Raw genomic sequence first — 21,684 nt, 5'->3', positions numbered from 1 at the left:
TCAGCCGGCCTGCAGTAGGCTGACGCGAAGTCGTTTCGTAGTCTGGGAGCTTGACGGGTCTGCCCCCATCCGCCCTGTCGGGCACCTTCCCCCGCAGGCGGGGGAAGGGAGCTCAGCCTGCAGAATGGGCGCCGTCGGTTTGTAAGCAAGAGGCGGTCAGTGCGCAGGCTGGAACAGGTTCGCAGACAGGAAAACGCGCTCTGGATGCGATCCGGGCTTGACCAAACCGGTGCGTTCGTCCGCTTGTGGCTTGCGGTCAGCAACGCTCCAGCCATCGCACTGCGTAAGCGGGAAGCTGCAGGTGTGTACCTGCGCTCAGCGGTTCGGTCGCGATGTCGCCGCCATCGCGTGAGGTCGCGCATTGCGTGGCTGCACTGAACTTCCATTGCGTCTGTGCGCCGATCGGAAGCTGTGCTTGCAATGCGCGGTCGCTGAAGTTGTGCACGGCGATAAAGCGGTCGCCACGCGTCAATGCGAACAGACGTGAGTCGCTCAACGCGAGGCTTCCCACTGCTTGATCTGCCGCCAGCGCGGGAAGTACGGCGCGTTGCTGGATCAATGCATGCAGGCGGCGATAGACCTTGCCGCTCACACTTTCTGCATTCTCGCGTTGTGCGGCGATCTGCCAATCCATCGCCGGGCGATGCAGCCACCGACCTTCGTGTCGGCGTAGCGGGTCGTTGCGATAGCTGTTGTCGTTTGGCAGGGCGAGTTCGTCGCCCATGTAGATCAACGGGACGCCTGGCATCGCCAATGCGATGGCATAGAGCAGCACCAGGCGATCCACCGCCGTCGCCAATGCCGCCGCATCGCCGGCCGCGTGGGCGGCTTGAATGCCGGCAAGCGCGGCGGTCATGCCGTTGGTGCCGTGCACGCCGTCGCCGCTGCTTTGGAAGCTCTCCCCGCGCGCATAACTGCCTGGCACGTCGTTGGCGTAGAAACGCGCCACATCGCGCAACGCGAACGGCGGCTGCTCCGCAGTGCCGGCCGCTTCGTGTTGCAGCACATTCCAGCCGATGTCGTCATGGCAGCGGACATAGCTCAGCCACGCGCAATTGGGCGGCAGCGGTGGGCTATGCGCGATGACGTTATGCAGGATATCGCCGCGTTGCAGTGCCAATGCCGACCAACCGGCCGCCATCAGCGTGCTGTGATAAGCCAGGTGGCATTCGTGTCCTCGATCCGCATCGCTGCCGAAGTAGGGCGGCAGCTGCGTCATCGGCACGATGGCTTCGGCCTTCATCACCACCGACGGTGCGACGATATCGGTGACCGCGCGCAGCGCCACCAGCAAGGTGTGCGCCTCGGGCTGGTTCATGCAGTCGGTGCCGGTGCGCTTCCACAGATACGCGGTGGAATCCAGGCGGAAGGCTTCCACACCCAGATTGGCCAGCTGCAGCATCGCCAGCGCCATCTCGCCGAACACCGCCGGGTTGCTCCAGTTCAGATCCCATTGATAGGGATAGAACGTGGTCCACATCCACTGCGCGGTGGCGTCCACCCAGGTGAAGTTGCCGGGTGCGGTATGCGGGAAGACCTGGCCCAGCGTGGCCTCGTAACGGTCGGGCAGGGTGCGATCGGCGAAGTGGTGGTAGTAGTCCAGATAGCGCGCATCGCCTGCGCGTGCGGCCTGTGCCCAGGCGTGATCGTCGGCGGTATGGTTGAGTACGAAATCCGCGCACAGGCTGATGCCCGCCTCGCGCAGGCGCGTGGTGAGCGCGATGAGATCGTCGTTGCTGCCCAGGCTCGGTTCGACCTGGCCGTAATCGCTGACCGCAAAGCCGCCATCGTTGTCGCCGGCGCGCGCACGCAGGAACGGCAGCAGGTGCAGATAGCGCACGCCCAGCTCCTGCAGATACGGCACGCGCGCAGCCACGCCTTGCAAGGTGCCGGCGAAGCGGTCCACGTAGGCGCTGTAGCCCAGCATGTGTTGTTGACCGAACCAGCCGGCCTGCCGCGTCGTGTCGAGCTGTTGCAGTGCAGATGAGCGCTGCTGGGCGCGCGTGCCGAGCGCGCCCAGCCATTGCGTCAGCCAGGACGCATAGTCGGGGCGCTGTCCATACAGCATGTGCAACGCATCCAGCAGACGCGGTGCATGCCGGTCGAAGCGCGTCAGCAGCGCGCTTGCACGCTGCGCATCCAATGGCGCGGCAAAGGCCGCGCGCAATGCAGTGAAATCGATGGGGGAGGCGGTCATTGGCAAGGGCCGGGCTTGAAGCGGCTAACAAAACGGAGCGAGCGGTCGTCAGGTGGGTACGGACGGCGCGAAGGAACCGACGTGTACGAACGATACACGCCGATTCCTTGCACCGGCTGCGCCTGCCTGACGGCCGCGCAGGCGTGTTGCTGGTCGCTCTTGGGCGGGGCGAGGGGTCCTTAGAAGTCGTAACGCAAGCTGATGCTGGTGGTGCGGCCGGCAATCGAGCGCGCGCGGATGATGCCGTTGGCGGGAATCGTGGCTTCCTCTGCTTCGGTCAGGCCGAATGTATTGAACAGATTGTTGACGTTGAGCGCCACGGTCAGCGCGTCGGTCACGCGATAGTCGCCGAACAGGTTCACCTGCGTGTAGCCCGGCATTTTCAGCTGGTTGGAATCCTGCGTGTAGGCATCGGTGGTGCCGATCAGGTTCACGCCGAACTGGTAGCCATCGCCACGATAACTCGGGGTGAGCTGCCAGACGACATCGGCCTGGCGACGCGGCACATTGCCGGTGTTTTCCGGGGTGATCTGGTCCTTGGAAATCTCCGCGTCGGTCCAGGTCAGGCCGCCGTTGACGGTGAAGCCCTCGTAGCGATAGCTGGCTTCCAACTCCACGCCGTGCGCCTTGTAGCTGCGGTTGAAGAAGCGCTGGCTGGTGACTTCGAAGTTCTGTTCCTCGGTGCGTGCGGAGAACGCGGTAGCGAACAGGCTCAAGCCGTCGCGGCGCCACTTCAAGCCGGCTTCGGCCTGGCGGACCACATTGACGCCTTCATCGGAGGACACCGAACCATCGTCGCGGATCACGCCGAACAACAAACGGTCGGCATTGGCGCGTGCGCCTCGGCTGATACGTGCAAACGCACCCAGGTCGTCGTTGATCAGATAGTTGCCGCCCAACGAATACGACAGGTAATTCCAGTCGTAGTCCACCGGCTTCGGGTTGGCGAGATCGACGGTGGCCACGTTCTGCTCCACCGGCTGGATCACGCCGTCGCCGTTGACGTCCAGGTTCTGCGCGATCGCGGTGCCGGCGTACGTGCCGCGCGCATCACCCATGTCGTAGCGCAGGCTACCGTCGAGGCTGAACTTGCCGCTGTCGAAGGTGAGCGCGACGTACGGTGCGTTGACGTCGTAGCGCACGTCGTAGCTGCGGGTATTGCAGCAGTCGCCCCAGAACGGCACGCCATAGGCGTACAGGCCGTTCTGCGACAACGCGGCGCCGCCGGCATCGACGACGTTGAGCAGGCGCGAGTCGCGGCCCAGGGTCTGCACGTAGGAGTTCCAGGTCCAGTCCATGTCGATGGTCTGGCGCGAGCTGTAATAGCCCATGCGCAGGGTGAGCGTGCGGTCGTCGCCGCCGAATGCGCGCGAAACGCTGAGGTCGTTGGTGACGTTGCCCAGGTCGTTGATCGCCACGTTGAACAGATGTGTGCGGATCGCATTGCCGGTGTAGGCCTGGCCGGCGTCGGGGCCGCTGGCCTGCACCAGTTGCGCGCCGGCACCACCGATGGATGCGGCGAGCGTGGCCGCATCGGTGACCTCGGCCGGGAACGGGCTGACGAAGCGGCCGCTGTTGTCGGCGACGCGGAATTTCTCGCTCAGGTTCCAACCGTTCCCCAGGTCGAACCAGGCCTCGGCGCCGATGGTGCGCGAGATCGGATGCATGCCGTCGCCCAGGTCGGTGCGGCGTGGCTGATTGTTGCCATCCAGACCGACATCGGTGCGGAAGTTGCGGCTGTACAAGGTGTCGTTGCCGGGATCGAAGCCGGGGAAGCCACCCAGGTCCGGCGCGCCATCGCGGCCGCGCACCGAGGTCGGCACCGGCAGATAACCGGCGGCGCGGTCGTTGAGGTATTTGCCGTACAGGCGCACGTAGCCGTTGTCGAACAGACGGGTGAGGTTGGCCTTGAGCTGGCCACCCTTGTCGGTGGTGTAACCGGCGTCGCGCACGCCATCGCCCTGGCGGAAGAAGCCGCCGATGTTGAACTGCCAGTGCTCGGCAAACGGTGCGCCGTAGTTGAAGTCCACGCGCGTGTTGTCGTAATCCAGGCCGCGGCTCACGCCGACGCTGCCGCCTGCCGTGTCGCCGGTCTTGCTGATGAAGTTGATGATGCCGCCGGGCGCGTTGCTGGTGAACGTCGAGGCCGAGCCGCCGCGAATGGCTTCGATGCGGTCGAGCGTGAAATCCGACCGCAGGAAGATGTCGGAGTTGCCGAAGGCGATATCGCCGAACTCCATCACCGGCAGGCCGTCTTCCTGCAGCTGCAGGAACTTGGCGCCGCCGGAGGCGACCGGCAGGCCGCGCACGGCGATGTTGGCGTTGCCTTCGCCGCCGCTGGATTCGGAGCGGATGCCGGGAATGTTGCGGAAGATCTCGGCGGTGCTGCGCGGCGCCGATTGTTCGATCGCCTCGGCGCCGACGGTGCTGACCGAGACGCTGGACTTGAGCTTGGTGGTGGCGGTGGAGGTGCCGGTGACGAACACCGAATCCAGGTTGACCGCGGCGCTGTCGGCAGCCGGCGGAGTGGTGGGTGCGGCAGTGGCGTCCTGGGCCAGCGCGGCTGGCGCGCACAGGCAGGAAACGACCGCGCAGGCCAGGGCGTGCAAGCGCAGGGTGTGCAAGGTGGACATCGCGATTCTCTCTCTCACGGATGGTGGTGTGCCGACGCCTGCATCGTCCCCTCCCAGGGAATGGCCGTGGGGCCTGCAGTGCGAGCGCAGTAATACTGCTGCACTACAATCGATTGCAATCCTGCATTGCAGCATTTAAATCGGCATTTGTTGCGTTCTTTGAAAATCATAAGCGTGTTGCACCGCAGCGTTACAATCGATTGCAAAGACGTCAGCGTACAGTGCGCTGCGGCCACTGATAGCCGCACCGAAGCTCAGGACCTTGCATGTCGTCGAACGCTCCACCGCTCTCCTTTGCGCGCATCCTGGCGCTCAACGCCGGCTTTTTCGGCGTGCAATACAGCTTCGGGCTGCAGCAGAGCAATATGAGCCCGATCTACAACTACCTGGGCGCCGACCACGCCAGCCTGCCGTACCTGTGGCTGGCCGGGCCGATCACCGGGCTGGTGTTGCAGCCGTTCGTGGGCGCGTGGAGCGACCGTTCGGTGACCCGTTGGGGCCGGCGCATGCCCTACATGGTGCTGGGCGCACTGGTGTGCAGCCTGTGCCTGCTGGCGATGCCGTTCAGTACCGCGCTGTGGATGGCGGTGTGCCTGTTGTGGATGCTGGATGCGGCCAACAATGTGGCGATGGAGCCGTACCGTGCGCTGGTCAGCGATGTATTGGCGCCGCCGCAGCGGCCGCTGGGCTATCTCACCCAAAGCGCATTCACCGGCCTGGCGCAGACGCTGGCCTATCTCACACCGCCCTTGCTGGTGTGGATGGGCATAAACCAGGACGCCGCCAACGCCCACCATATTCCCTACGTGACCATCGCGGCGTTCGTGATCGGTGCAGGGTTTTCTGCGGCATCGATCCTGCTCACTGCGCGCAGCGTGCGCGAACCGGTGATTCCGCCGGCAGAGATCGCGCGCATGCGCCAGACCGGGGCGGGCCTGGGAGCGACGGTGCGCGAAATCTACAGTGCCTTGCGCGCGATGCCACCGACCATGCGCCAGCTCGCGCCGGTGATGTTGTTCCAGTGGTATGCGATCTTCAGCTATTGGCAATACATCGTGCTGTCGCTGTCGACCACCTTGTTCGGCACCACCGAAGCCAACTCGCATGGTTTTCGCGAGGCGGGTCTGGTCAATGGACAGATCGGTGGGTTCTACAACTTCGTCGCCTTTCTGGCGGCGTTTGCGATGGTGCCGGTGGTACGTCGCCTCGGCCCGAAGTACACGCATGCGGCCTGCCTGGTCGCGGCCGGCATCGGCATGTGGGTGTTGCCGGGCATCCAGGATCGCTGGTTGTTGCTAGTGCCGATGATCGGCATTGGGCTTGCCTGGGCCAGCATGATGGGCAACCCGTATCTGATGCTGGCCGACAGCATTCCGCCCGAGCGTACCGGCGTGTACATGGGCCTGTTCAACCTGTTCATCGTGCTGCCGATGCTGATCCAGATCGTGACCTTGCCTCTGTACTACGAGCCGCTGCTGCACGGCGACCCACGCAACGTGATCCGCCTGGCCGGCGCGCTGATGCTGGCCGCAGCGGTAGCGATGTTGTGCGTGCGAGTGCGCAAGCCCAAGGCCGTGGTGGCGTAGCCGCCGGGGCGGTGCCGCACTACCTCGGCGCCAAGAAACGCCGCGTGGCAGCACCAATTGATTGCGTGCAACCGGCCCCGGACGCACGCTCTTACGATTCCCGATTCCCGATTCCCGATTCCCGATTCCCGATTCCCGGCCTTACGCCGACTCGCGCACCACCAGCTTCACCTGCATTTCCACCGACTCCACCGACTCGCCGGCAATCAGCGCCAGTAGCCGGTCCACCAGCAAGCGTGCAGCCAGCCCGAGATCCTGCCGTACCGTGGTCAACGGCGGTTGGCTGTACGCGGCCAGCGGAATGTCGTCAAAGCCCACCAGCGAGATGTCCTGCGGGACGCGGTGGCCGGCTTCGACCAGGGCGCGGATCGCACCGACCGCAATCACGTCGGAGGCGGCGAACAGGCCGTCCGGCGGATCGGTTTTCTTGAGCATGGCGCGGGTCAGGCGGTAGGCATCTTCGCTGAGAAAGTGGCTACGCGCATGCAGGCGCGTATCGAATTCCAGCCCGTGCCGCTCCAGCGCATCGCGGTAGCCGGCAAAGCGCGGTGCCACCTCGGGCAGTTGATCGTCGCCCAGGAAGGCGATGCGGCGGCGGCCGCTGGCGATCAGGTGCTCGGTGGCGAGCACGCCGCCCTGGAAGTTGTTGCTGCCCACGCTGATGTAGGACTGCCCGTCGATGCGGCTGCCCCATACCGCCATCGGCAGGCCGTCGCGGGCGGCTTCGTCCAGCGCGGCATGTTCGGAACTTTGCCCCAGCACGATCACGCCATCGGAGCGGCTGCCGCGCGCGAGCTGTTCCACCCAGCCGTCCTGGTGACGGTCCAGCTTGGATAGCAGCATGCTGTAGCCGCGCCCGGTGAGTTCTTCGGCCAGCAGCGCCAGCATGGTCATCAGAAACGGGTCGGACAGCGGTTGATCCAGTGCGTGCATCATCGGCACCGCAACGCTCACGGTGTTGGAGCGCTTGGCGCGCAGGCTGCGTGCGACCGGGTCGACCTGATAGCCGGCATCGGCGGCAATCTGCTTGATGTAGGCGCGCGTGCGCTCTGCCACTACCGGGCTGCCAGCCAACGCGCGCGACACGGTGGATTCGGAGACGCCCGCCATGCGGGCGATGTCGGCCATCTGCGGGCGGGCAGCCGGTGTGGCGCGTTCTGAAGGTTTGACCATGGCAGCGCGATGCGGAAAACACCGAGTGTAATCAGTTCGCGCTGGGGCGGGTCGATCGCGCAGTGGCGGTCGCTTGCGTGCCCGGGCCGAACGCCATCTCCGACGCGATGGCAAGCGGCATGCGTGCATGGCGTGGCGCCCACGTCGGCGGGCGCATGCCTTAGCCCATGTAGAGGCCGCCATTGACCGCGTAGTCGGCGCCGGTCACGTAGGCGGCCTCATCGGAGGCGAGCCAGGCGCATAGCCCGGCGACTTCGGCCGGCTTGCCGAGCCGGCGTATCGGCACCGAGGTGGCCAGGCGGTCGAGCACGTCGGGCGGAAAACTGCTGATCGAGGCGCTGGCGATATAGCCGGGCGAAATGGTGTTGACGGTGACGCCGCGCGAGGCAACTTCCTGCGCCAACGCGCGACTGAAACCATGCATCGCCGCCTTGGCGGTGGCGAAATTGATCTGCCCGATCTGGCCCTTGTGTGCGCTGACCGAACCGATATTGACGATGCGCCCCCAGCCACGTGACGTCATGCCATCGACGACCTGCTTGGTGATGTTGAACAGCGAGTGCAGGTTGCTGGCGATCACTGCATTCCAGTCGTCGCGGCTCATTTGCCGGAACAAGGTATCGCGGCTGCCGCCGGCATTGTTGACCAGCACATCGATCTCGCCGACCTCGGCCTTGACCTTGGCGAAGGCGGCCACGGTGGAATCCCAATCGGCGGCATTGCCTTCGGAGGCGACGAACTCGAAGCCTTGTTCGCGCTGCTCACGCAACCAGGCGGTCTTGCGCGGCGAATTGGGGCCGCAACCGGCGACCACGGTATGCCCGCTGCGCGCCAGCTTCTGGCAGATCGCGGTACCCACACTGCCCATGCCACTGGTGACGTATGCGATGCGGAGAGTCATTGGGTGAACTCCTTCGGAGTTGGGATTCGGGATTGGGGAGGATGGGATTCGCAACAGCGGGCACCGGCGTTCGCTTTTGCGAATCCCCAATCCCGAATGCCGAATCCCGGCGCGCGATCAGCGCGCCAGCGGAAACAGGCCAAACAACAATCCGCCCGCCAGCATCAGCAGCGAAATCAGCACCGCCCACTTCAGCGTGAAGCGTTGATGGTCGGCAAAATCGACCTTGGCCAGGCCGACCAGCAGATAGGTCGAGGGCACCAGTGGGCTAAGCAGATGCACCGGTTGCCCGGCCAGCGAGGCACGCGCCATTTCCACCGGGGTGATGCCGTAGTGCCCGGCCGCTTCGGACAGGATCGGCAGCACGCCGAAATAGAACGCGTCGTTGGACATGAAGAACGTAAACGGCATGCTGACGATCGCCGTGATCACCGCCAGGTACGGGCCCCAGCTATCCGGGATCACCGCCAGAAAGCTGCGCGACATCGCTTCGACCATGCCGGTGTTGGACAGGATGCCGGTGAAGATGCCTGCAGCGAAAATCAGCGACACCACAGACAGTACGTTGCCGGCGTGATTGACCAGGCGACGGCGCTGCTCGGCCAGGTTGGGGTAGTTGATCATCAGCGCCAGCGCAAAGCCGATCATAAACAGCACCGGCATCGGCAGCACACCGACCACCAGCGCGGCCATCAGCGCCAGGGTGAGGATCAGGTTCACCCACAGCAGCTTGGGCCGCTTCATGTCCTCGGTGTCTTCCACGCGCGGCAGCGCATCGCTTTCTTCGGGCATGCTGGTGTCCAGCCAGTTGCCGTCGGCGGGCAGGCGCACCACGCCCAGGCGACGGCGTTCGCGCATGCCCAGATACCAGGCCAGCGCGAGGATGCCGATGATCGCCATCGCCATCGCCGGCACCAACGGGACGAACACATCGGCCGGGTCCACATGCAGGGCGGTGGCGGCGCGCGCGGTGGGCCCGCCCCAGGGGGTCAGATTCATCACGCCGCTGGCCAGGATGGTGACGCAGGTGAGGTTGAGCGCATTCATGCCCAGACGCTGATACAGCGGCAGCATCGCCGACACGGTGATCATGTAGGTGGTGGAGCCATCGCCGTCGAGCGAGATCAGCATCGCCAGGATCGCCGTGCCCATGACGATCTTCAGCGGATCGCCCTTGACCAGACGCAGGATGCGGCCGACCAGCGGATCGAACAGGCCGGCGTCGATCATCACCCCGAAGTAGAGGATGGCGAACATCAGCATCACGCCGGTGGGCGCGATCTTCTTGATGCCGTCGAGCATCATCTCGTTGATGCCGGTGCCGAAGCCGCCCAGCAGCGCGAACACGATCGGCACCGTGATCAGAGCCACCAGCGGCGACAGCCGCTTGCTCATGATCAGGTACATGAAGGTGATCACCATTCCGAAACCGAGCGCGGTCAGCATGCGGGCAAATCCTTTGAGGCGTACAGCAGGGGGAGAGTGGAGCGCGCGGCGGCGGGTGTCATGCAGCCGCGGTAATGCATCAAGGGTGGAACCTCAGGCATGTGGATCAGAAGTCGTACTGAAACCGGCCGGTCACCGCCAGGGTATGATCGACTACCGCATCGAACATGCGGTCGCGGTTGCGGCTGTCGATCACGTTGAGCATCACGCGCAGGTTCGGCTTGAAATACCAGTTGCCGCCCAGCGTCCACGATTGCGTGCTGGCATTGATGAAATCGGGCTGGCCATCCAGATGCTGGTCGCCGCGCATATAGTCGTAGCGCAGCGCCAGCTCGAACGCGCCGGTAGGATGATTGGGGGTTTTGATGCGGCTGAAACGCCCGGTCTTGCGGTCGTAGCCGCGCGACTCGCCGGTCACGAACCAGCTGACCAGCCCGTAGCTGGCCAACACCTTGGCATGCTGTGCGCCGTCGTCGAGCAGGCCGCCGCTGAATTCGCTTTGCCACGACCACGGTCCCAGCACTTCGGCGTATTCCAGCGACCATTTGTCGAAATCGGTATCGCGGCCATCGGCAAAGCGCGCCAGCGTGATGCGGCTGTTGTTGGCCAGGTCGTTTTCCGGACGCGGACGGATCAGCAGCGTCGCCGCGCCGCCACTGCCCGGGTGCGAATAACGCTCGTGCGCCAGCGACACGCCCAGATGGCGCAGCCGCGCCTCGCCCATTTCCGGAGCGAAGGTCAGACGGGTGCCCAGCGCGCCACCCTTGGTGGACGAATTGTCGATGCTTTCCAGGCTGTAAGCCGCCGTGGACCAGGTGGCGTCGGGGCGATTGGCCTGCCAGGAAATGGCCTTGCGATAGATCGGCGCCAGTGTGGTCGAGGCATAGCCGCGTTCCAGGAACGGGCCGTAGTTGGAGCCGGTGCGATCGTCCAGCGAGAAGTATTGCTTGAACTGGCCCACGGTCAGGGTACCGGCGGAGAACTTCTTGGCGATGTACACATCGCGCGCCAGAATGCCGCGCCCGCCGGGCTCGTACTGCAGGCCGGCAAATTCCGCTTCTGCCTTGTAGTTGAAGCCGTAGAACTTGCCCGCCACATCCAGCCACACGCGGCGGAACTGGGTGTCGTTGCGCTCGGGCGCACCACGTTCGTCGTTGTCGAACACGGTGAAGTCCCAATGCACACGCCCGCCTATCTCGGCAGTGACCGGACCATCGTCATCGGCGGCCTGCGCCGCCGGTACCAGGCACAGCGCAGCGCAGGCAGTGAATACGCGCAGACGCAAAGTGTCGTTGCTCACAGACCCTCCCAGGTACATGTGTGAATCACGTTCAGCGATGCACCGCAGAGCTACCCTGCGGCGCGTTGGAAGCAGCCTAGACCGGTGAAGCTGTCATGGACCTGTCGTTGGGGCGGGGATTGGGAAGTCGGGATTGGGGATTGGCAAGAGCGAAAGAAGCTTTTGTCCGTCGGGCCTGTTACCTTCCGGCCGCGGCCAAGCGCCGCTGCGACTCCCCAATCCCGACTCCCCAATCCCCGCCCCATGCGCCTGCTGCTAGTCGAAGACAACGCCGACCTCGCCGATGCCATCGTGCGGCGCATGCGCCGTAGCGGGCATGCGGTGGATTGGCAGTCCGATGGACTGGCGGCGGCCAGCGTGCTGCGTTATCAGAGCTTCGATCTGGTGGTGCTGGATATCGGCTTGCCCAAGCTGGATGGGCTGCGGGTGCTGGCCGGGATGCGCGAGCGTGGCGACACCACGCCGGTGCTGATGCTCACCGCGCGCGATGGCATCGAGGACCGTGTGCAGGCGCTGGATGTCGGTGCCGACGATTACCTGGGCAAGCCCTTCGACTTCCGCGAGTTCGAGGCGCGTTGCCGGGTGCTGCTGCGGCGCAATCGCGGCCAGGCCAGCGAGGTGGTGCAGCTCGGCGGCTTCGTGTTCGACAACGCCGCGCACACGTTGATGCTGGACGGCGTGCCGATCGAGTTGCCCAATCGCGAGTACCGCCTGTTCGAGATCCTGATCGGACGCTTGGGCCATGTGGTGGGCAAGGACGAGATCGGCAACGGCTTGTTCGGCTTCGACGACGATGCCGGGCCCAATGCGATCGAGTTGTATGTCGGGCGGCTACGTCGCAAATTGGCGGCCGCGCCGTTGCGCATCGTCACCGTGCGCGGCGCCGGCTACAAACTGGAAGAAGCCGACCGGCATGCGCCGGTGGAGCCAGGCGTCGATGGCTGAGCCGCTGGTGGTGGCGCCATCGATCCGGCGCACCCTGCTGCTGTATCTGGGCAGCCTGTCGCTGCTGGGCGCGGTGGTGTTGTTCTTCGCCGCGCGCGACTACGGCGAGCGGGCGGCCAATCGTTCCTACGATCATTTGCTGGTGTCTTCGGCGCTGTCGATCATCGACAGCGTGGCGTTGGTCGGCGGCGACTGGCAGGTGGATCTGCCGTATGCCTCGCTGGATCTGCTGGGCATGGCGCCGGAAGATCGCGTGTTCTACCGCGTCTTCGATGCGCAAGGGCACACCATCACCGGCGAAGACGACTTGCCGTTGCCGCAGCGGTCTCCCCGCGACGAGCGCCCGCTGTTGTTCGATGCGTACTACAGCGGCGAGCTGGTGCGGTTTGCGATGGTGATGCATCGGGTGGCGTCGGCGTCCGGGCAGGGCGAAGTGCGCGTGCAGGTGGGCCAGACCCGCCGTGCGCGCGACGCGGTGGCACGCGATGTGGTGCTCAATGCCTTGGTGGCGATCGGCGTGCTGTCGCTGCTTGCGCTGGGCCTGGTGTGGCTGGGCGTGTATCGCGCCTTGCGCCCGTTGCAGCGCATCGAGCGCGATCTGTCGCGGCGCGAGCCGTCCGATCTGAAGCCGCTCACGGTGCCGGCGCCGCAGGAAATGCAGCTGATGGTGGCCGCGCTCAATCGCTTCATGGCGCGGCTGTCGTCCAGCAACGAAACCTTGCGCGCGTTCATGGCCGAAGCCGCGCACCAGATGCGCACGCCGTTGGCCGCATTACGTGCGCAGGCGCAGCTGGCGATGGACGACGACGACCCGCGCGACATGCAACGCAGCCTGGTGGCGATCGAGCGCAACGCCAGCCATATGAGCCGGCTGCTCAATCAATTGCTCAGCGACGCCAGCGTGATTCACCGCGCCAATCTGCAGCGCTTCGCCACCGTGGATCTGGCCGAAGTGCTGCACCAGGCACTGCACGACGCACTGCCGCGCAGCGATGCGGCACCACGCGTGCAACTGGCGATCGACCCGCAACCGGCACTGCTGCGCGGCGATGCGCTGCTGCTGCGCGAGGCGCTCAAGAATCTGATCGACAACGCCTGCAAATACGGTGGCGGCGCTGCGGTGCAGGTGGCGCTGACCAGCGATGGCAGCCATCACGTGGTCACCATCGCCGATCACGGCCCGGGCATTCCGGCGGCGGAGGCCGAGCGGGTGTTCGAGCGCTTCGTGCGTGGGCCGGACGCACCGGCCGGCGGCGCCGGATTGGGGCTGGCCATCGTCAAACGTGTGGTCGAGGCGCATGGCGGGCGCATCGACTTGAGCAACCGTGTCGGTGGCGGGCTGATCGCCTCGCTGCATTTTCCTGGAGGTGCCCGGTGAGCCGCGTACTGTGCCTGCTGTGCCTGCTGTTCGCCCACAGCCTTGCCTGGGCGGCAGCCGGCGATGTGCGTGTGTTTCCTGCGCAGGGACCGGCGCGCGCGCATTTGCGCGTGCAGGGCTCCACCGATCTGGACGTGTTCGGTGCCGTGATCCAGGACTACCAACGCCTGTATCCGGGCACCGAGGTGATCTACGAAGACATCATCGCCTGGGATATCTACGAGGGCTATCTGCATCCGCAGCCGCGCGCGCCGCGTGCGGACATGTTGATCAGCGCCAGCATGGACCTGCAGACCAAACTGGTGAACGACGGCCACGCGCTGACGCATCGTTCCGCGCAGACCGAAGCGCTGCCGGCATGGGCGCAATGGCGGCACGAAGTGTTCGGTATCAGCTACGAGCCGGTGGCCATCGTCTACAACACCCGCAAGCTCGATGCTGCGCGGGTGCCGCGCACGCGTCGGCAATTGCTGGCCCTGTTGCGTGCGCCCGATGCGCCGCTGCGTGGCCGGGTCGGCACGTACGATGTGGAGCGCAGCGGCGTGGGCTATCTGTTCGCCACCCAGGACGGGCAAGTGGGCAGCATCGCCGGTGCCTTGCTCGCGGCGTTGGGCGCAAACCAGGTCAAGCTGGAAGAACGCACCGGTGCCTTGCTCGATCGCGTCAGCCGTGGCGAGTTGTTGCTGGCCTACAACGTGCTCGGTTCCTACGCCCAGACGCGCATCGATGCCGGCGCGCCGCTGGGTATCGTGCAGCCGCAGGATTACACCCTGGTGGCGCTGCGGACTGCGGTGATTCCCAAGAGCGCGCCGCATGCACCCGAAGCGCGCCGCTTTCTCGATTACCTGCTGTCGCCACGCGGCCAGCAGGTTCTCTCGCACGAGGCGCGGCTGCTGCCGATCCTGCCGGCCGCCGGTGGCCGTGGCGGTCCGGCGCAGCCGCCGTTCCGCCCGATCCCGCTCGGCCCCGGCCTGCTGGTGTATCTGGACAAACTCAAGCGCCGGCAGTTTCTGGACGCCTGGCGCGCGAGCACGCAGCCACCGCGATAGTTGCGGCACACCGCCCATGTGCCAGACTTGGCGCATGGCCGATCTCACCATTCTCGTCGCCGACGACCACCCGCTGTTCCGTGCCGCCGTGATCCACGTGCTGCAGCAGACCTTGCCGCAGGCCGATGTGGTGGAGGCCTCCAGCGCTGCCACGTTGAGCGCGATGCTGCGCTCGCATCCGCAGGCCGAGCTGGTGCTGCTGGACCTGGCCATGCCGGGCGCACGCGGGTTCTCGGCGCTGTTGCACGTGCGTGGCGAGCATCCGGACATCCCGGTGGTGGTGATCTCCTCCAACGATCACCCCCGTGTGATCCGGCGCGCGCAGCAATTCGGCGCGGCCGGCTTCATTCCCAAATCCACCCCGGCCGAATCGATCGGCACCGCCGTGGCCAGCGTACTGGAGGGCGGCACCTGGTTTCCGCCGATGACCGCCGAGCGCTCGGAGGCCGATGCGCAACTGGCATCCAAACTCGCCCAGCTCACCCCGCAACAGTTCCGGGTCTTGCTGAGCCTGGCCGATGGCCTGCTCAACAAGCAGATCGCACACGAGCTGGGGTTGGCCGAAAACACCGTTAAGGTGCATGTCACCGCCATCCTGAAAAAGCTGGACTGCTACAGCCGCACCCAAGCGGCGGTGCTGGTCAAGGCGCTGGAGCCGGAAGGCGAGGGCTGAGCAAGGCGACTGTTCGGCAGCCCGCTTTCGAGGTCGGCGAGGTCAGTGCAGCGCTGCGCGTCGCGTCGATGCACTGCGCGGCGGCGGTGTGCGTGTGGTCAGTCCGTCCGTCGACGATGGAACCGCATTCCAGCGTGCTGCAGCGCGTCGTTGGTGACGACGCTGCCATCGGCGGTGAATCCGCTGTCGTCCCAATAGCGGGTCTGGCTGCCGGCCATCGCATCACGGCCTTGGTAGGCGCTTTGTCGCCTGTCGCGTGTTTCGTCGTGCCGACCATTGGGCAGCAACGCCTGCCGGATGCGCCCATCGCGGGTGACCGACAGGCCGACGAACGGATGCGGTTGCCGGGAAGACGCCGTGCCGGAGCGCGGACAAGGTGGTGCCGGGTCGTTCGTTCGGTACCCACACCGTTTCCACCTCGCGCGCAGCCCGCGCCGAGCCGGCGTCACCAGGCGCAGGCGCTTGTGGATCACCGGCGTCGCAGCGAGCGCTCTGTCGATCCACCGAAGCGTGAGTCAGTTCCGATGGGTGCGTGGCCTGCCGCCCTGACTCCGTTGCGGTGAAGCATGCAGCGCTGGCCGCTCGAAACTACCCGCGCCGCAGCAACATCTGTGTCACCAACGCGCGCAGTGCCGGCGGGCGTACCGGTTTGGACAGGAATCCCCAGCCCAGTTCCAGCGCGTGTTCGCGCAGGGCAGGGTCGGGCTCTGCGGTGACCAGGATGACGCGCGGTTCGCGGTGCCAGCGCTGCACCAACTGCGGCAGCAGCGTGGGGCCGTCATGCTCGCCCATGCGCACGTCGAGCAGCAGCAGTTCCGGTACGTCCTCGGCATTGGCGGCGGCCAGCGCATCGTCGGGGCCGCCGGCAAAATCCACCCGGCATTCCCAGCGTTCCAGCAGGGTGCGGGTGGCCTCGCACACGCGCGGGTCGTCGTCCACGCACCAGATGCGGCAACCGTGCAGGATCGGGTCGTTGGCGTTTTCCGCAGGGATGGTGGGTGGTGGCAATTGTCTGGCGATGGCTGCGCGCTCGCCCAGCGGCACGCTGACCGAAAACACGCTGCCGCCGCCAAGCGTGGAACGCAGGCCGATGCGGTGGCCGAGCAGGCGGCCGATGCGCTCCACGATCGCCAGGCCCAGGCCGGCGCCGCGATCGTTGGCGACACCGTCGTCCAGGCGCCGGAATTCTTCGAAGATTTCGTGCTGCAGCGCTTCGGGAATGCCTGGCCCCTGGTCGTGGACTTCGATGCGCAGCCAGCCGCCACGGCGGCGGCAACCGATCAGGACGCGGCCGCGCGGGGTGTAGCGGATGGCGTTGGACAAGAAGTTCTGCAGGATGCGCCGCAGCAGGTTTTCATCGCTCAACACCACCGCCGAGGTCGGCACCCAGTCCAGCAGCAGACCACGGTCTTCGGCAAGGATGCCGAATTCGCGCGCCAGCGTTTCCAGCAGCGGGGCGATCGCAAAATCGCGGACCTGGGTTTTCAGGCTGCCCGCTTCCAGGCGCGAGATATCCAGCAGGCTGTTGAGGATGGCGTCCTGCGCGGCCAGCGCGCCTTCGATGCTGTCGACCACGCGCGCGCTGCCGGCGTCGGGCACCTGCCCGCGCAACACCGACACGAACATGCGCGCGGCGTTCAGCGGTTGCAGCAGGTCGTGCACCGCCGAGGCGACGAAGCGGGTCTTGTAACGGTTGGCGTTCTCGGCTTCGCGCTTGGCGGCAGCCAGGTCGCGGGTGCGCTCGGCCACGCGGTGTTCCAGTGCATCGGCCAGCGAGCGCAGTTCGCGCGCGGCGTTCTTGTAGCTGGTGATGTCGGCGTAGCTGGTGACGAATCCGCCATCGGGCAGCGGATTGCCACGGATTTCCAGCACCGTGCCGTCTTCCTTCTCGCTCTCGCGCATATGCGGTTTGCCGCTGCGCAAATGGTTGAGGCGGCGCTCGATGGCGGCCTCGATCGGCCCCGGGCCGAGCAGGCCACGGCGCGCATTGAAGCGGAACAACTCCTCGATCGGGCGGCCGATCTTGAGCAGCTCCGGCGGGAAGCGGAACAATTCCACGTAGCGCGAATTCCACGCCACCAGATTGAGCGCCTCGTCGATCACCACCACGCCCTGCGGCAGATGTTCCAGGCTGCGGCTCAGGCCGGCGTTGGCCTGTTGCGCGGCGGTGACCACGCCATCCTGGGCAGTGCGCAACTCCTCGGCATGTTGCTGCAACACTGTCTCCAGCTCGTGCCGGCTGCGCTGGCGCAAGGCCGATAGCCGTCGCCGTTGCTGCACGAACAACCACAGCAACGACAGCGCCAACCAGGTACCGGCGGCCGCAATCGCTGCGGCGCGCCCGGCCGCTGCACTGGCGCGGGTGTCGTGCAGCAGGTGCAGGCGCCAGCCGCTTTCGGGCACGTCCAGGCTCTGCCAGAGCACCGGGCTGGCGAGTGCGGGGTCGCGCACCTCGGCCAGCACGCCGCCGTTGCCGGTCTGCTCGATCAACCGGCGCCGCAGTGGCAGCAATCGCTGATCGGCGTATTGGCGGGTGCTCTGCAATTCGCTGCGATCGCGGACGCTGAGTGGAGCGAGCATGCGGTAGCGCCATTGCGGGCGGCTGGCCAGGAACACTACCTGGTGCGCGTCGGAAGCCAGCACGATATCGGGCGTCTGCAGCCACTCGCGCTCCAGCGCGGCCAGCGCGATCTTGATCACCACCACGCCCTGCACCTGACCGGCGCTGTCGACAATGGCCTGCGACAGAAAATAGCCCGGCTCACTGGTGGTCATGCCGATGCCGTAGAAACTGCCGGTGCCGTTGGCCAATGCCTGTTGGTAGTACGGCCGGAACGCGTAATCCACGCCCACGTTGCTGCGCGCGCCGCGCCAGTTGCTGGCGGCCAGCGCGACGCCGTTGCGGTTGATCAACGTGAGCGTGGACGATTGGGTGACGTTGTTGGCGCGCTCCAGTTTGCGATTGAGCCCTTCCACCTGTTCGGGCGACAACGGGACGGACACTGCGGCGCGCAACTCCGGGTCCAGCGCCAGGATCTGCGGCAGGGTGCGATAGCGATCGATGCGCTGCTGCAAGGCCTGCGCATACAGGCGCAGCTGACGCCGCACGGTGGCGCTTTCGTCGTGCAGGGCGCTCTGTTCGACAAAGTGCCCTGCCGCGACCATGGCCACCACCATGCCCCCCAGCACGATGGTCAGGGTGAGCAGCAGGCGGCGACGTTGCGAGGCGTACATGCCGGCAAGTATGGCGGTCTGTCGGTCGATCGGTCAGCCATTGCCGTGACCGCACTTACCGACCACTGCCCTAAACGACTGCGACCGCACCCGGGAAGGATGCGGTCGCATGGGACCACGCAGTGGCGGAAGTGGTGCCTTGAAACAGGCATCACACACGCTGCGCGGCGGTCATACCGCCGTACAGCGGATGTGGCGACGACGCTTAGAACTGCACCTGCGCACGCAGTTCCATCACGTGCGGGGTCTCATGCACGCCGTTGCGCGTGGCATCCACCCAGCTGTAGTTGGCCTGCATCTTGAAGTGGCTGGTGAGGTACCAGTTGGCGCCGATGGTGGTGTCGTGCTGGCGGCCGCCGCTGACGCGGTTGTCTTCCAGGTCCAGGCGACTGTAGCGGGCCGTCAGCTCGACGGCGCCGTAGTCGTGCGCCGGCTTGATGTTGCCCGGCACGCCAGCGACATAGGTGCGCGATTCGCCGGTCAGCGTCCAGGTGCCGTAGAGGTACTGGCCCTGCGCGATGAAGTGCGGCTGGTTGTCGTTGCGCGCCACTTCGGCACGCAGCGCTTCGCTCTGCAGCGAGAACGGGCCATGGATCCACACCGCTTCCAGTCCTGCGCGGATCACGTGGTCCACATCCAGGATGGTGCCGGTGTCGATCAGGCGCACGTCGGTCAGGCCGGCTTCCGGACGGGCACGCAGGCGCACGCGCGGGCTGAAGGACACGCCGCGGCCGTCGCTGAAACCGCGCGGGTTTTCGACCGAGCCGGCGATGCCCAGGTGCAGCACGTCGCCTTCGGCCTTCATCGGGGTCCACACCGCATGCAGCGCCTGGGTGGTGCCGGGGTTGTCGCCCTGCAGGTCCTTGCCGCCGTAAGCGCCGGCCTGCAACAGGTATTGCGGACGCTCCAGCGTCCACTCCGCACCGGTACGACGGCCCTGGAACACCGCCTGGATCGGCAGGCCCAGTTCCATGAAGGTCCCCGCACGCGAGGCCTGCAGCGCTTCCAGGCCCACCGGCACCTTCATGTAGCCCAGGCGCACACGGCCGTAATCCTGGCCCAGCAGCGCCTTGGTCTCGACGCGGAAGAACACGTCCAGCCACAGCTTGGCTTCGAAATCGAAGTTGACGCCGGCGTCGTACACGCCCTTCTTCCGGATCGTGGCGCCGAATTCCTTGCGGCGGAAATCGGTGCGGTCTTCCAGGCGGTCGTCGCCGGAAAAGTTGTTGTCGTCGTAGGCATAGTTGCCGGTCACGCCAACCTCGGTGCCATCACCGAAGGTGTACTTGGTCGGCCAGTTTTCCAGCGAGGTGGCCGCGTTGGCGGCAGCGGGCGCGGCGGCGATGGCCAACGCAAGAACGAGCGGATTGATGCGCATAGGAGTGGTCTTCGACTGTGAGTAGGGGCCGGGCGTCCTGCCATGGCGTTCGCACTGAATAGCTTCAGCAAGCGCGCAGGTTCCGGACGGCGACAACCCTGAAGGCGGTGTCTGCGTTAAACGCAATTAACGGCCGGCGATGGCGCGTCTGAAGTGTAAGACCACGTTCAGCCCACGGACAGCGCGTAGTACCAATGGGCTATCGGCCGCAGCTGTGACGTACGGCCAGAATGCGTGCACCGGGTGCCTGCTCAGGCACCTTCCAGTTCCCTCGGAGTGGCGTCATGCACATCAGCAAGCCTGCCGGCCCTTTGCCGGCGCCTGTCCCCTTCTACCGCCAGCTGTACTTCCAGGTGGTGGTGGCGATCGTCCTGGGTGCCCTGCTTGGCCACTTTGAACCGGCCTTCGCAGAGAGCCTCAAGCCGCTGGGCGATGCCTTCATCAAGCTGGTGAAGATGATCATCGCGCCGGTGATCTTCCTGACCATCGTCACCGGCATCGCCGGCATGACCCACCTCAAGACGGTGGGCCGGGTGTTCGGCAAGGCGATGGCCTACTTCCTGTTCTTCTCCACCCTGGCACTGGTGGTGGGCCTGGTGGTGGCGCACGTGGTGCAGCCCGGCGCCGGCATGAACATCAATCCGGCCGATCTGGACCAGAGCGCGGTCAAGAGCTACGTCGAGAAGTCGCACGACCTGACCCTGGTCGGGTTCCTGATGGACATCATTCCCAACTCGCTGATCGGGGCCTTCACCGGCGACCAGGTCGTCAACGGCAAGCTGACCGGGCCCAACATCCTGCAGGTGCTGTTCGTGGCAGTGCTGTTCGGCGTCTCGCTGGCCCTGGTGGGCGAGCGCGGCAAGCCGGTGCTGCACTTCCTGGAAGCGCTGATCGCGCCGGTGTTCAAGCTGGTCCACATCCTGATGCGCGCCGCACCGCTCGGTGCCTTCGGTGCGATCGCCTTCACCATCGGCAAGTACGGGGTGGAATCGCTGGTCAACCTGGCCTGGCTGGTGGGGTCGTTCTACCTGACCTCGCTGTTGTTCGTGCTGGTGATCCTGGGGCTGGTCTGCCGGCTGTGCGGGTTCTCGGTGCTCAAGCTGATCCGCTACCTCAAGGCCGAACTGCTGCTGGTGCTGGGCACCTCGTCGTCGGAGTCGGCGCTGCCATCGCTGATGGAGAAGATGGAAAAGGCCGGCTGCGAGAAGTCCGTGGTGGGCCTGGTGGTCCCGACCGGCTACTCGTTCAATCTGGACGGCACCAACATCTACATGACCCTGGCGGCGCTGTTCATCGCCCAGGCGACCAATACCGAACTGACCCTGGGTCACCAGCTCGCGCTGCTGGCGGTGGCGATGCTCAGCTCCAAGGGCGCGGCGGGCGTCACCGGTGCCGGCTTCATCACCCTGGCCGCGACGCTGGCGGTGGTGCCGGAAGTGCCGGTGGCCGGCATGGCGCTGATCCTGGGCGTGGACCGTTTCATGAGCGAATGCCGCTCCTTGACCAACTTCATCGGCAACGCGGTCGCCACGGTGGTGGTGTCGCGCTGGGAAAATGCCCTGGATCGGGACCAGCTGAAGCTGGCCCTGGATGGCGGCGAACCGCCGTTGCAGGCCCCGGTCGGCGAACCAGGCACCGCACCGGCCAGCTTGCGCTGATGCGTCTTGCGGCCCTGCATTCCATCGGCGATCCCGATGGGGTGCAGGGCCGTTTCGCGTTGCAGTGCGTTCGATGTTCCTGCCGCAGTGACAGCTGCGCGACAGGCCCTTGTTCAGGCAGACGGGTAGAATC

General features: G+C 65.8%; 14 protein-coding genes, 1 other RNA gene and 1 pseudogene. 6 read left to right on the top strand and 10 right to left on the bottom strand.

The genetic code is table 11. The features are described from left to right. Nucleotides 1-256 precede the first annotated feature (256 nt). From GGR61_RS11270 to GGR61_RS11260, 3 genes are all read right to left on the bottom strand, one after another. Complete coding sequence (locus GGR61_RS11270; protein ID WP_184621430.1) at nucleotides 257-2,197, bottom strand: alpha-amylase family protein; 1,941 nt, start codon at nucleotides 2,195-2,197, stop codon at nucleotides 257-259. A gap of 22 nt (nucleotides 2,198-2,219) precedes the next feature. Next, nucleotides 2,220-2,295, bottom strand: a non-coding RNA gene (locus GGR61_RS11265) — sX9 sRNA. 81 nt (nucleotides 2,296-2,376) lie between these two features. Beyond that, nucleotides 2,377-4,830: a TonB-dependent receptor gene (locus GGR61_RS11260; protein WP_184621429.1), complete on the bottom strand. Its 2,454-nt coding sequence runs from the start codon at nucleotides 4,828-4,830 to the stop codon at nucleotides 2,377-2,379. A 266-nt stretch (nucleotides 4,831-5,096) separates the two neighbouring features. Between GGR61_RS11260 and GGR61_RS11255 the strand changes: the two genes are divergently transcribed. Beyond that, nucleotides 5,097-6,416, top strand: coding sequence for an MFS transporter (locus tag GGR61_RS11255; RefSeq protein WP_184621428.1), 1,320 nt, complete (start codon nucleotides 5,097-5,099; stop codon nucleotides 6,414-6,416). A 141-nt stretch (nucleotides 6,417-6,557) separates the two neighbouring features. Here the strand turns inward: GGR61_RS11255 and GGR61_RS11250 are convergent, their stop codons facing one another. From GGR61_RS11250 to GGR61_RS11235, 4 genes are all read right to left on the bottom strand, one after another. Continuing rightward, nucleotides 6,558-7,589 carry a LacI family DNA-binding transcriptional regulator gene (locus GGR61_RS11250; RefSeq protein ID WP_184407662.1) on the bottom strand — a complete coding sequence of 344 codons (1,032 nt, stop codon included), beginning with the start codon at nucleotides 7,587-7,589 and terminating at the stop codon, nucleotides 6,558-6,560. A gap of 160 nt (nucleotides 7,590-7,749) precedes the next feature. Then, nucleotides 7,750-8,490 carry an acetoacetyl-CoA reductase gene (phbB, locus tag GGR61_RS11245; RefSeq protein WP_184407661.1) on the bottom strand — a complete coding sequence of 247 codons (741 nt, stop codon included), beginning with the start codon at nucleotides 8,488-8,490 and terminating at the stop codon, nucleotides 7,750-7,752. A 117-nt stretch (nucleotides 8,491-8,607) separates the two neighbouring features. Then, entirely contained in the window at nucleotides 8,608-9,936 is a 1,329-nt protein-coding gene (locus tag GGR61_RS11240; RefSeq protein WP_184407660.1) for a CitMHS family transporter, read from the bottom strand. A gap of 106 nt (nucleotides 9,937-10,042) precedes the next feature. Next, nucleotides 10,043-11,236, bottom strand: a complete 1,194-nt coding sequence (locus GGR61_RS11235; RefSeq protein WP_184621427.1) for a porin — start codon at nucleotides 11,234-11,236, stop codon at nucleotides 10,043-10,045. 243 nt (nucleotides 11,237-11,479) lie between these two features. Between GGR61_RS11235 and GGR61_RS11230 the strand changes: the two genes are divergently transcribed. From GGR61_RS11230 to GGR61_RS11215, 4 genes are read left to right on the top strand one after another with little or no spacing between them, the layout of a single operon-like run. After that, nucleotides 11,480-12,181 (top strand): response regulator, encoded by a 702-nt coding sequence (locus GGR61_RS11230; protein ID WP_184407658.1) that lies wholly within the window; start codon nucleotides 11,480-11,482, stop codon nucleotides 12,179-12,181. Further along, nucleotides 12,174-13,559 (top strand): sensor histidine kinase, encoded by a 1,386-nt coding sequence (locus GGR61_RS11225; protein WP_184621426.1) that lies wholly within the window; start codon nucleotides 12,174-12,176, stop codon nucleotides 13,557-13,559. The genes GGR61_RS11230 and GGR61_RS11225 overlap by 8 nt, the downstream gene beginning before the upstream one ends. Then, a complete protein-coding gene (locus GGR61_RS11220) occupies nucleotides 13,556-14,608 on the top strand; it encodes an ABC transporter substrate-binding protein (RefSeq protein ID WP_184621425.1) in 1,053 nt (350 codons plus the stop codon). Before GGR61_RS11225 ends, GGR61_RS11220 begins: the two co-directional genes overlap by 4 nt. Before the next feature lie 34 nt (nucleotides 14,609-14,642). Continuing rightward, nucleotides 14,643-15,281 (top strand): response regulator transcription factor, encoded by a 639-nt coding sequence (locus tag GGR61_RS11215; protein WP_024938967.1) that lies wholly within the window; start codon nucleotides 14,643-14,645, stop codon nucleotides 15,279-15,281. Nucleotides 15,282-15,379: 98 nt separating this feature from the next. Here the strand turns inward: GGR61_RS11215 and GGR61_RS11210 are convergent. From GGR61_RS11210 to GGR61_RS11200, 3 genes and pseudogenes are all read right to left on the bottom strand, one after another. Further along, nucleotides 15,380-15,619 (bottom strand): annotated as a pseudogene (locus GGR61_RS11210) (Atu4866 domain-containing protein); the annotation flags it as partial. Nucleotides 15,620-15,869: 250 nt separating this feature from the next. Further along, nucleotides 15,870-18,515, bottom strand: a complete 2,646-nt coding sequence (locus GGR61_RS11205; protein ID WP_184621424.1) for a PAS-domain containing protein — start codon at nucleotides 18,513-18,515, stop codon at nucleotides 15,870-15,872. Between the two features lie 205 nt (nucleotides 18,516-18,720). Next, nucleotides 18,721-19,893 (bottom strand): porin, encoded by a 1,173-nt coding sequence (locus GGR61_RS11200; protein ID WP_184407652.1) that lies wholly within the window; start codon nucleotides 19,891-19,893, stop codon nucleotides 18,721-18,723. 284 nt (nucleotides 19,894-20,177) lie between these two features. Here GGR61_RS11200 and GGR61_RS11195 point away from each other — a divergent pair, with 284 nt between their 5' ends. Then, on the top strand, nucleotides 20,178-21,551 hold the full coding sequence (locus tag GGR61_RS11195; protein WP_184621423.1) for a dicarboxylate/amino acid:cation symporter: 1,374 nt from the start codon (nucleotides 20,178-20,180) through the stop codon (nucleotides 21,549-21,551). Nucleotides 21,552-21,684 lie beyond the last annotated feature (133 nt).

The sequence above is a fragment of the Xanthomonas sp. 3058 genome (assembly GCF_014199765.1).
Classification (GTDB): domain Bacteria; phylum Pseudomonadota; class Gammaproteobacteria; order Xanthomonadales; family Xanthomonadaceae; genus Xanthomonas; species Xanthomonas campestris_B.
The sequence above is the reverse complement of the archived record's forward strand: the minus strand, read 5'-3'. Positions and strand labels throughout refer to the sequence as shown.

Bases quoted from the DNA above. Each gene is read 5' to 3' on its own strand.
- GGR61_RS11270 (WP_184621430.1), bottom strand. From the start codon at position 2,197: ATGACCGCCTCCCCCATCGATTTCACTGCATTGCGCGCGGCCTTTGCC.
- GGR61_RS11260 (WP_184621429.1), bottom strand. From the start codon at position 4,830: ATGTCCACCTTGCACACCCTGCGCTTGCACGCCCTGGCCTGCGCGGTC.
- GGR61_RS11255 (WP_184621428.1), top strand. From the start codon at position 5,097: ATGTCGTCGAACGCTCCACCGCTCTCCTTTGCGCGCATCCTGGCGCTC.
- GGR61_RS11250 (WP_184407662.1), bottom strand. From the start codon at position 7,589: ATGGTCAAACCTTCAGAACGCGCCACACCGGCTGCCCGCCCGCAGATG.
- phbB (WP_184407661.1), bottom strand. From the start codon at position 8,490: ATGACTCTCCGCATCGCATACGTCACCAGTGGCATGGGCAGTGTGGGT.
- GGR61_RS11240 (WP_184407660.1), bottom strand. From the start codon at position 9,936: ATGCTGACCGCGCTCGGTTTCGGAATGGTGATCACCTTCATGTACCTG.
- GGR61_RS11230 (WP_184407658.1), top strand. From the start codon at position 11,480: ATGCGCCTGCTGCTAGTCGAAGACAACGCCGACCTCGCCGATGCCATC.
- GGR61_RS11225 (WP_184621426.1), top strand. From the start codon at position 12,174: ATGGCTGAGCCGCTGGTGGTGGCGCCATCGATCCGGCGCACCCTGCTG.
- GGR61_RS11215 (WP_024938967.1), top strand. From the start codon at position 14,643: ATGGCCGATCTCACCATTCTCGTCGCCGACGACCACCCGCTGTTCCGT.
- GGR61_RS11205 (WP_184621424.1), bottom strand. From the start codon at position 18,515: ATGTACGCCTCGCAACGTCGCCGCCTGCTGCTCACCCTGACCATCGTG.
- GGR61_RS11200 (WP_184407652.1), bottom strand. From the start codon at position 19,893: ATGCGCATCAATCCGCTCGTTCTTGCGTTGGCCATCGCCGCCGCGCCC.
- GGR61_RS11195 (WP_184621423.1), top strand. From the start codon at position 20,178: ATGCACATCAGCAAGCCTGCCGGCCCTTTGCCGGCGCCTGTCCCCTTC.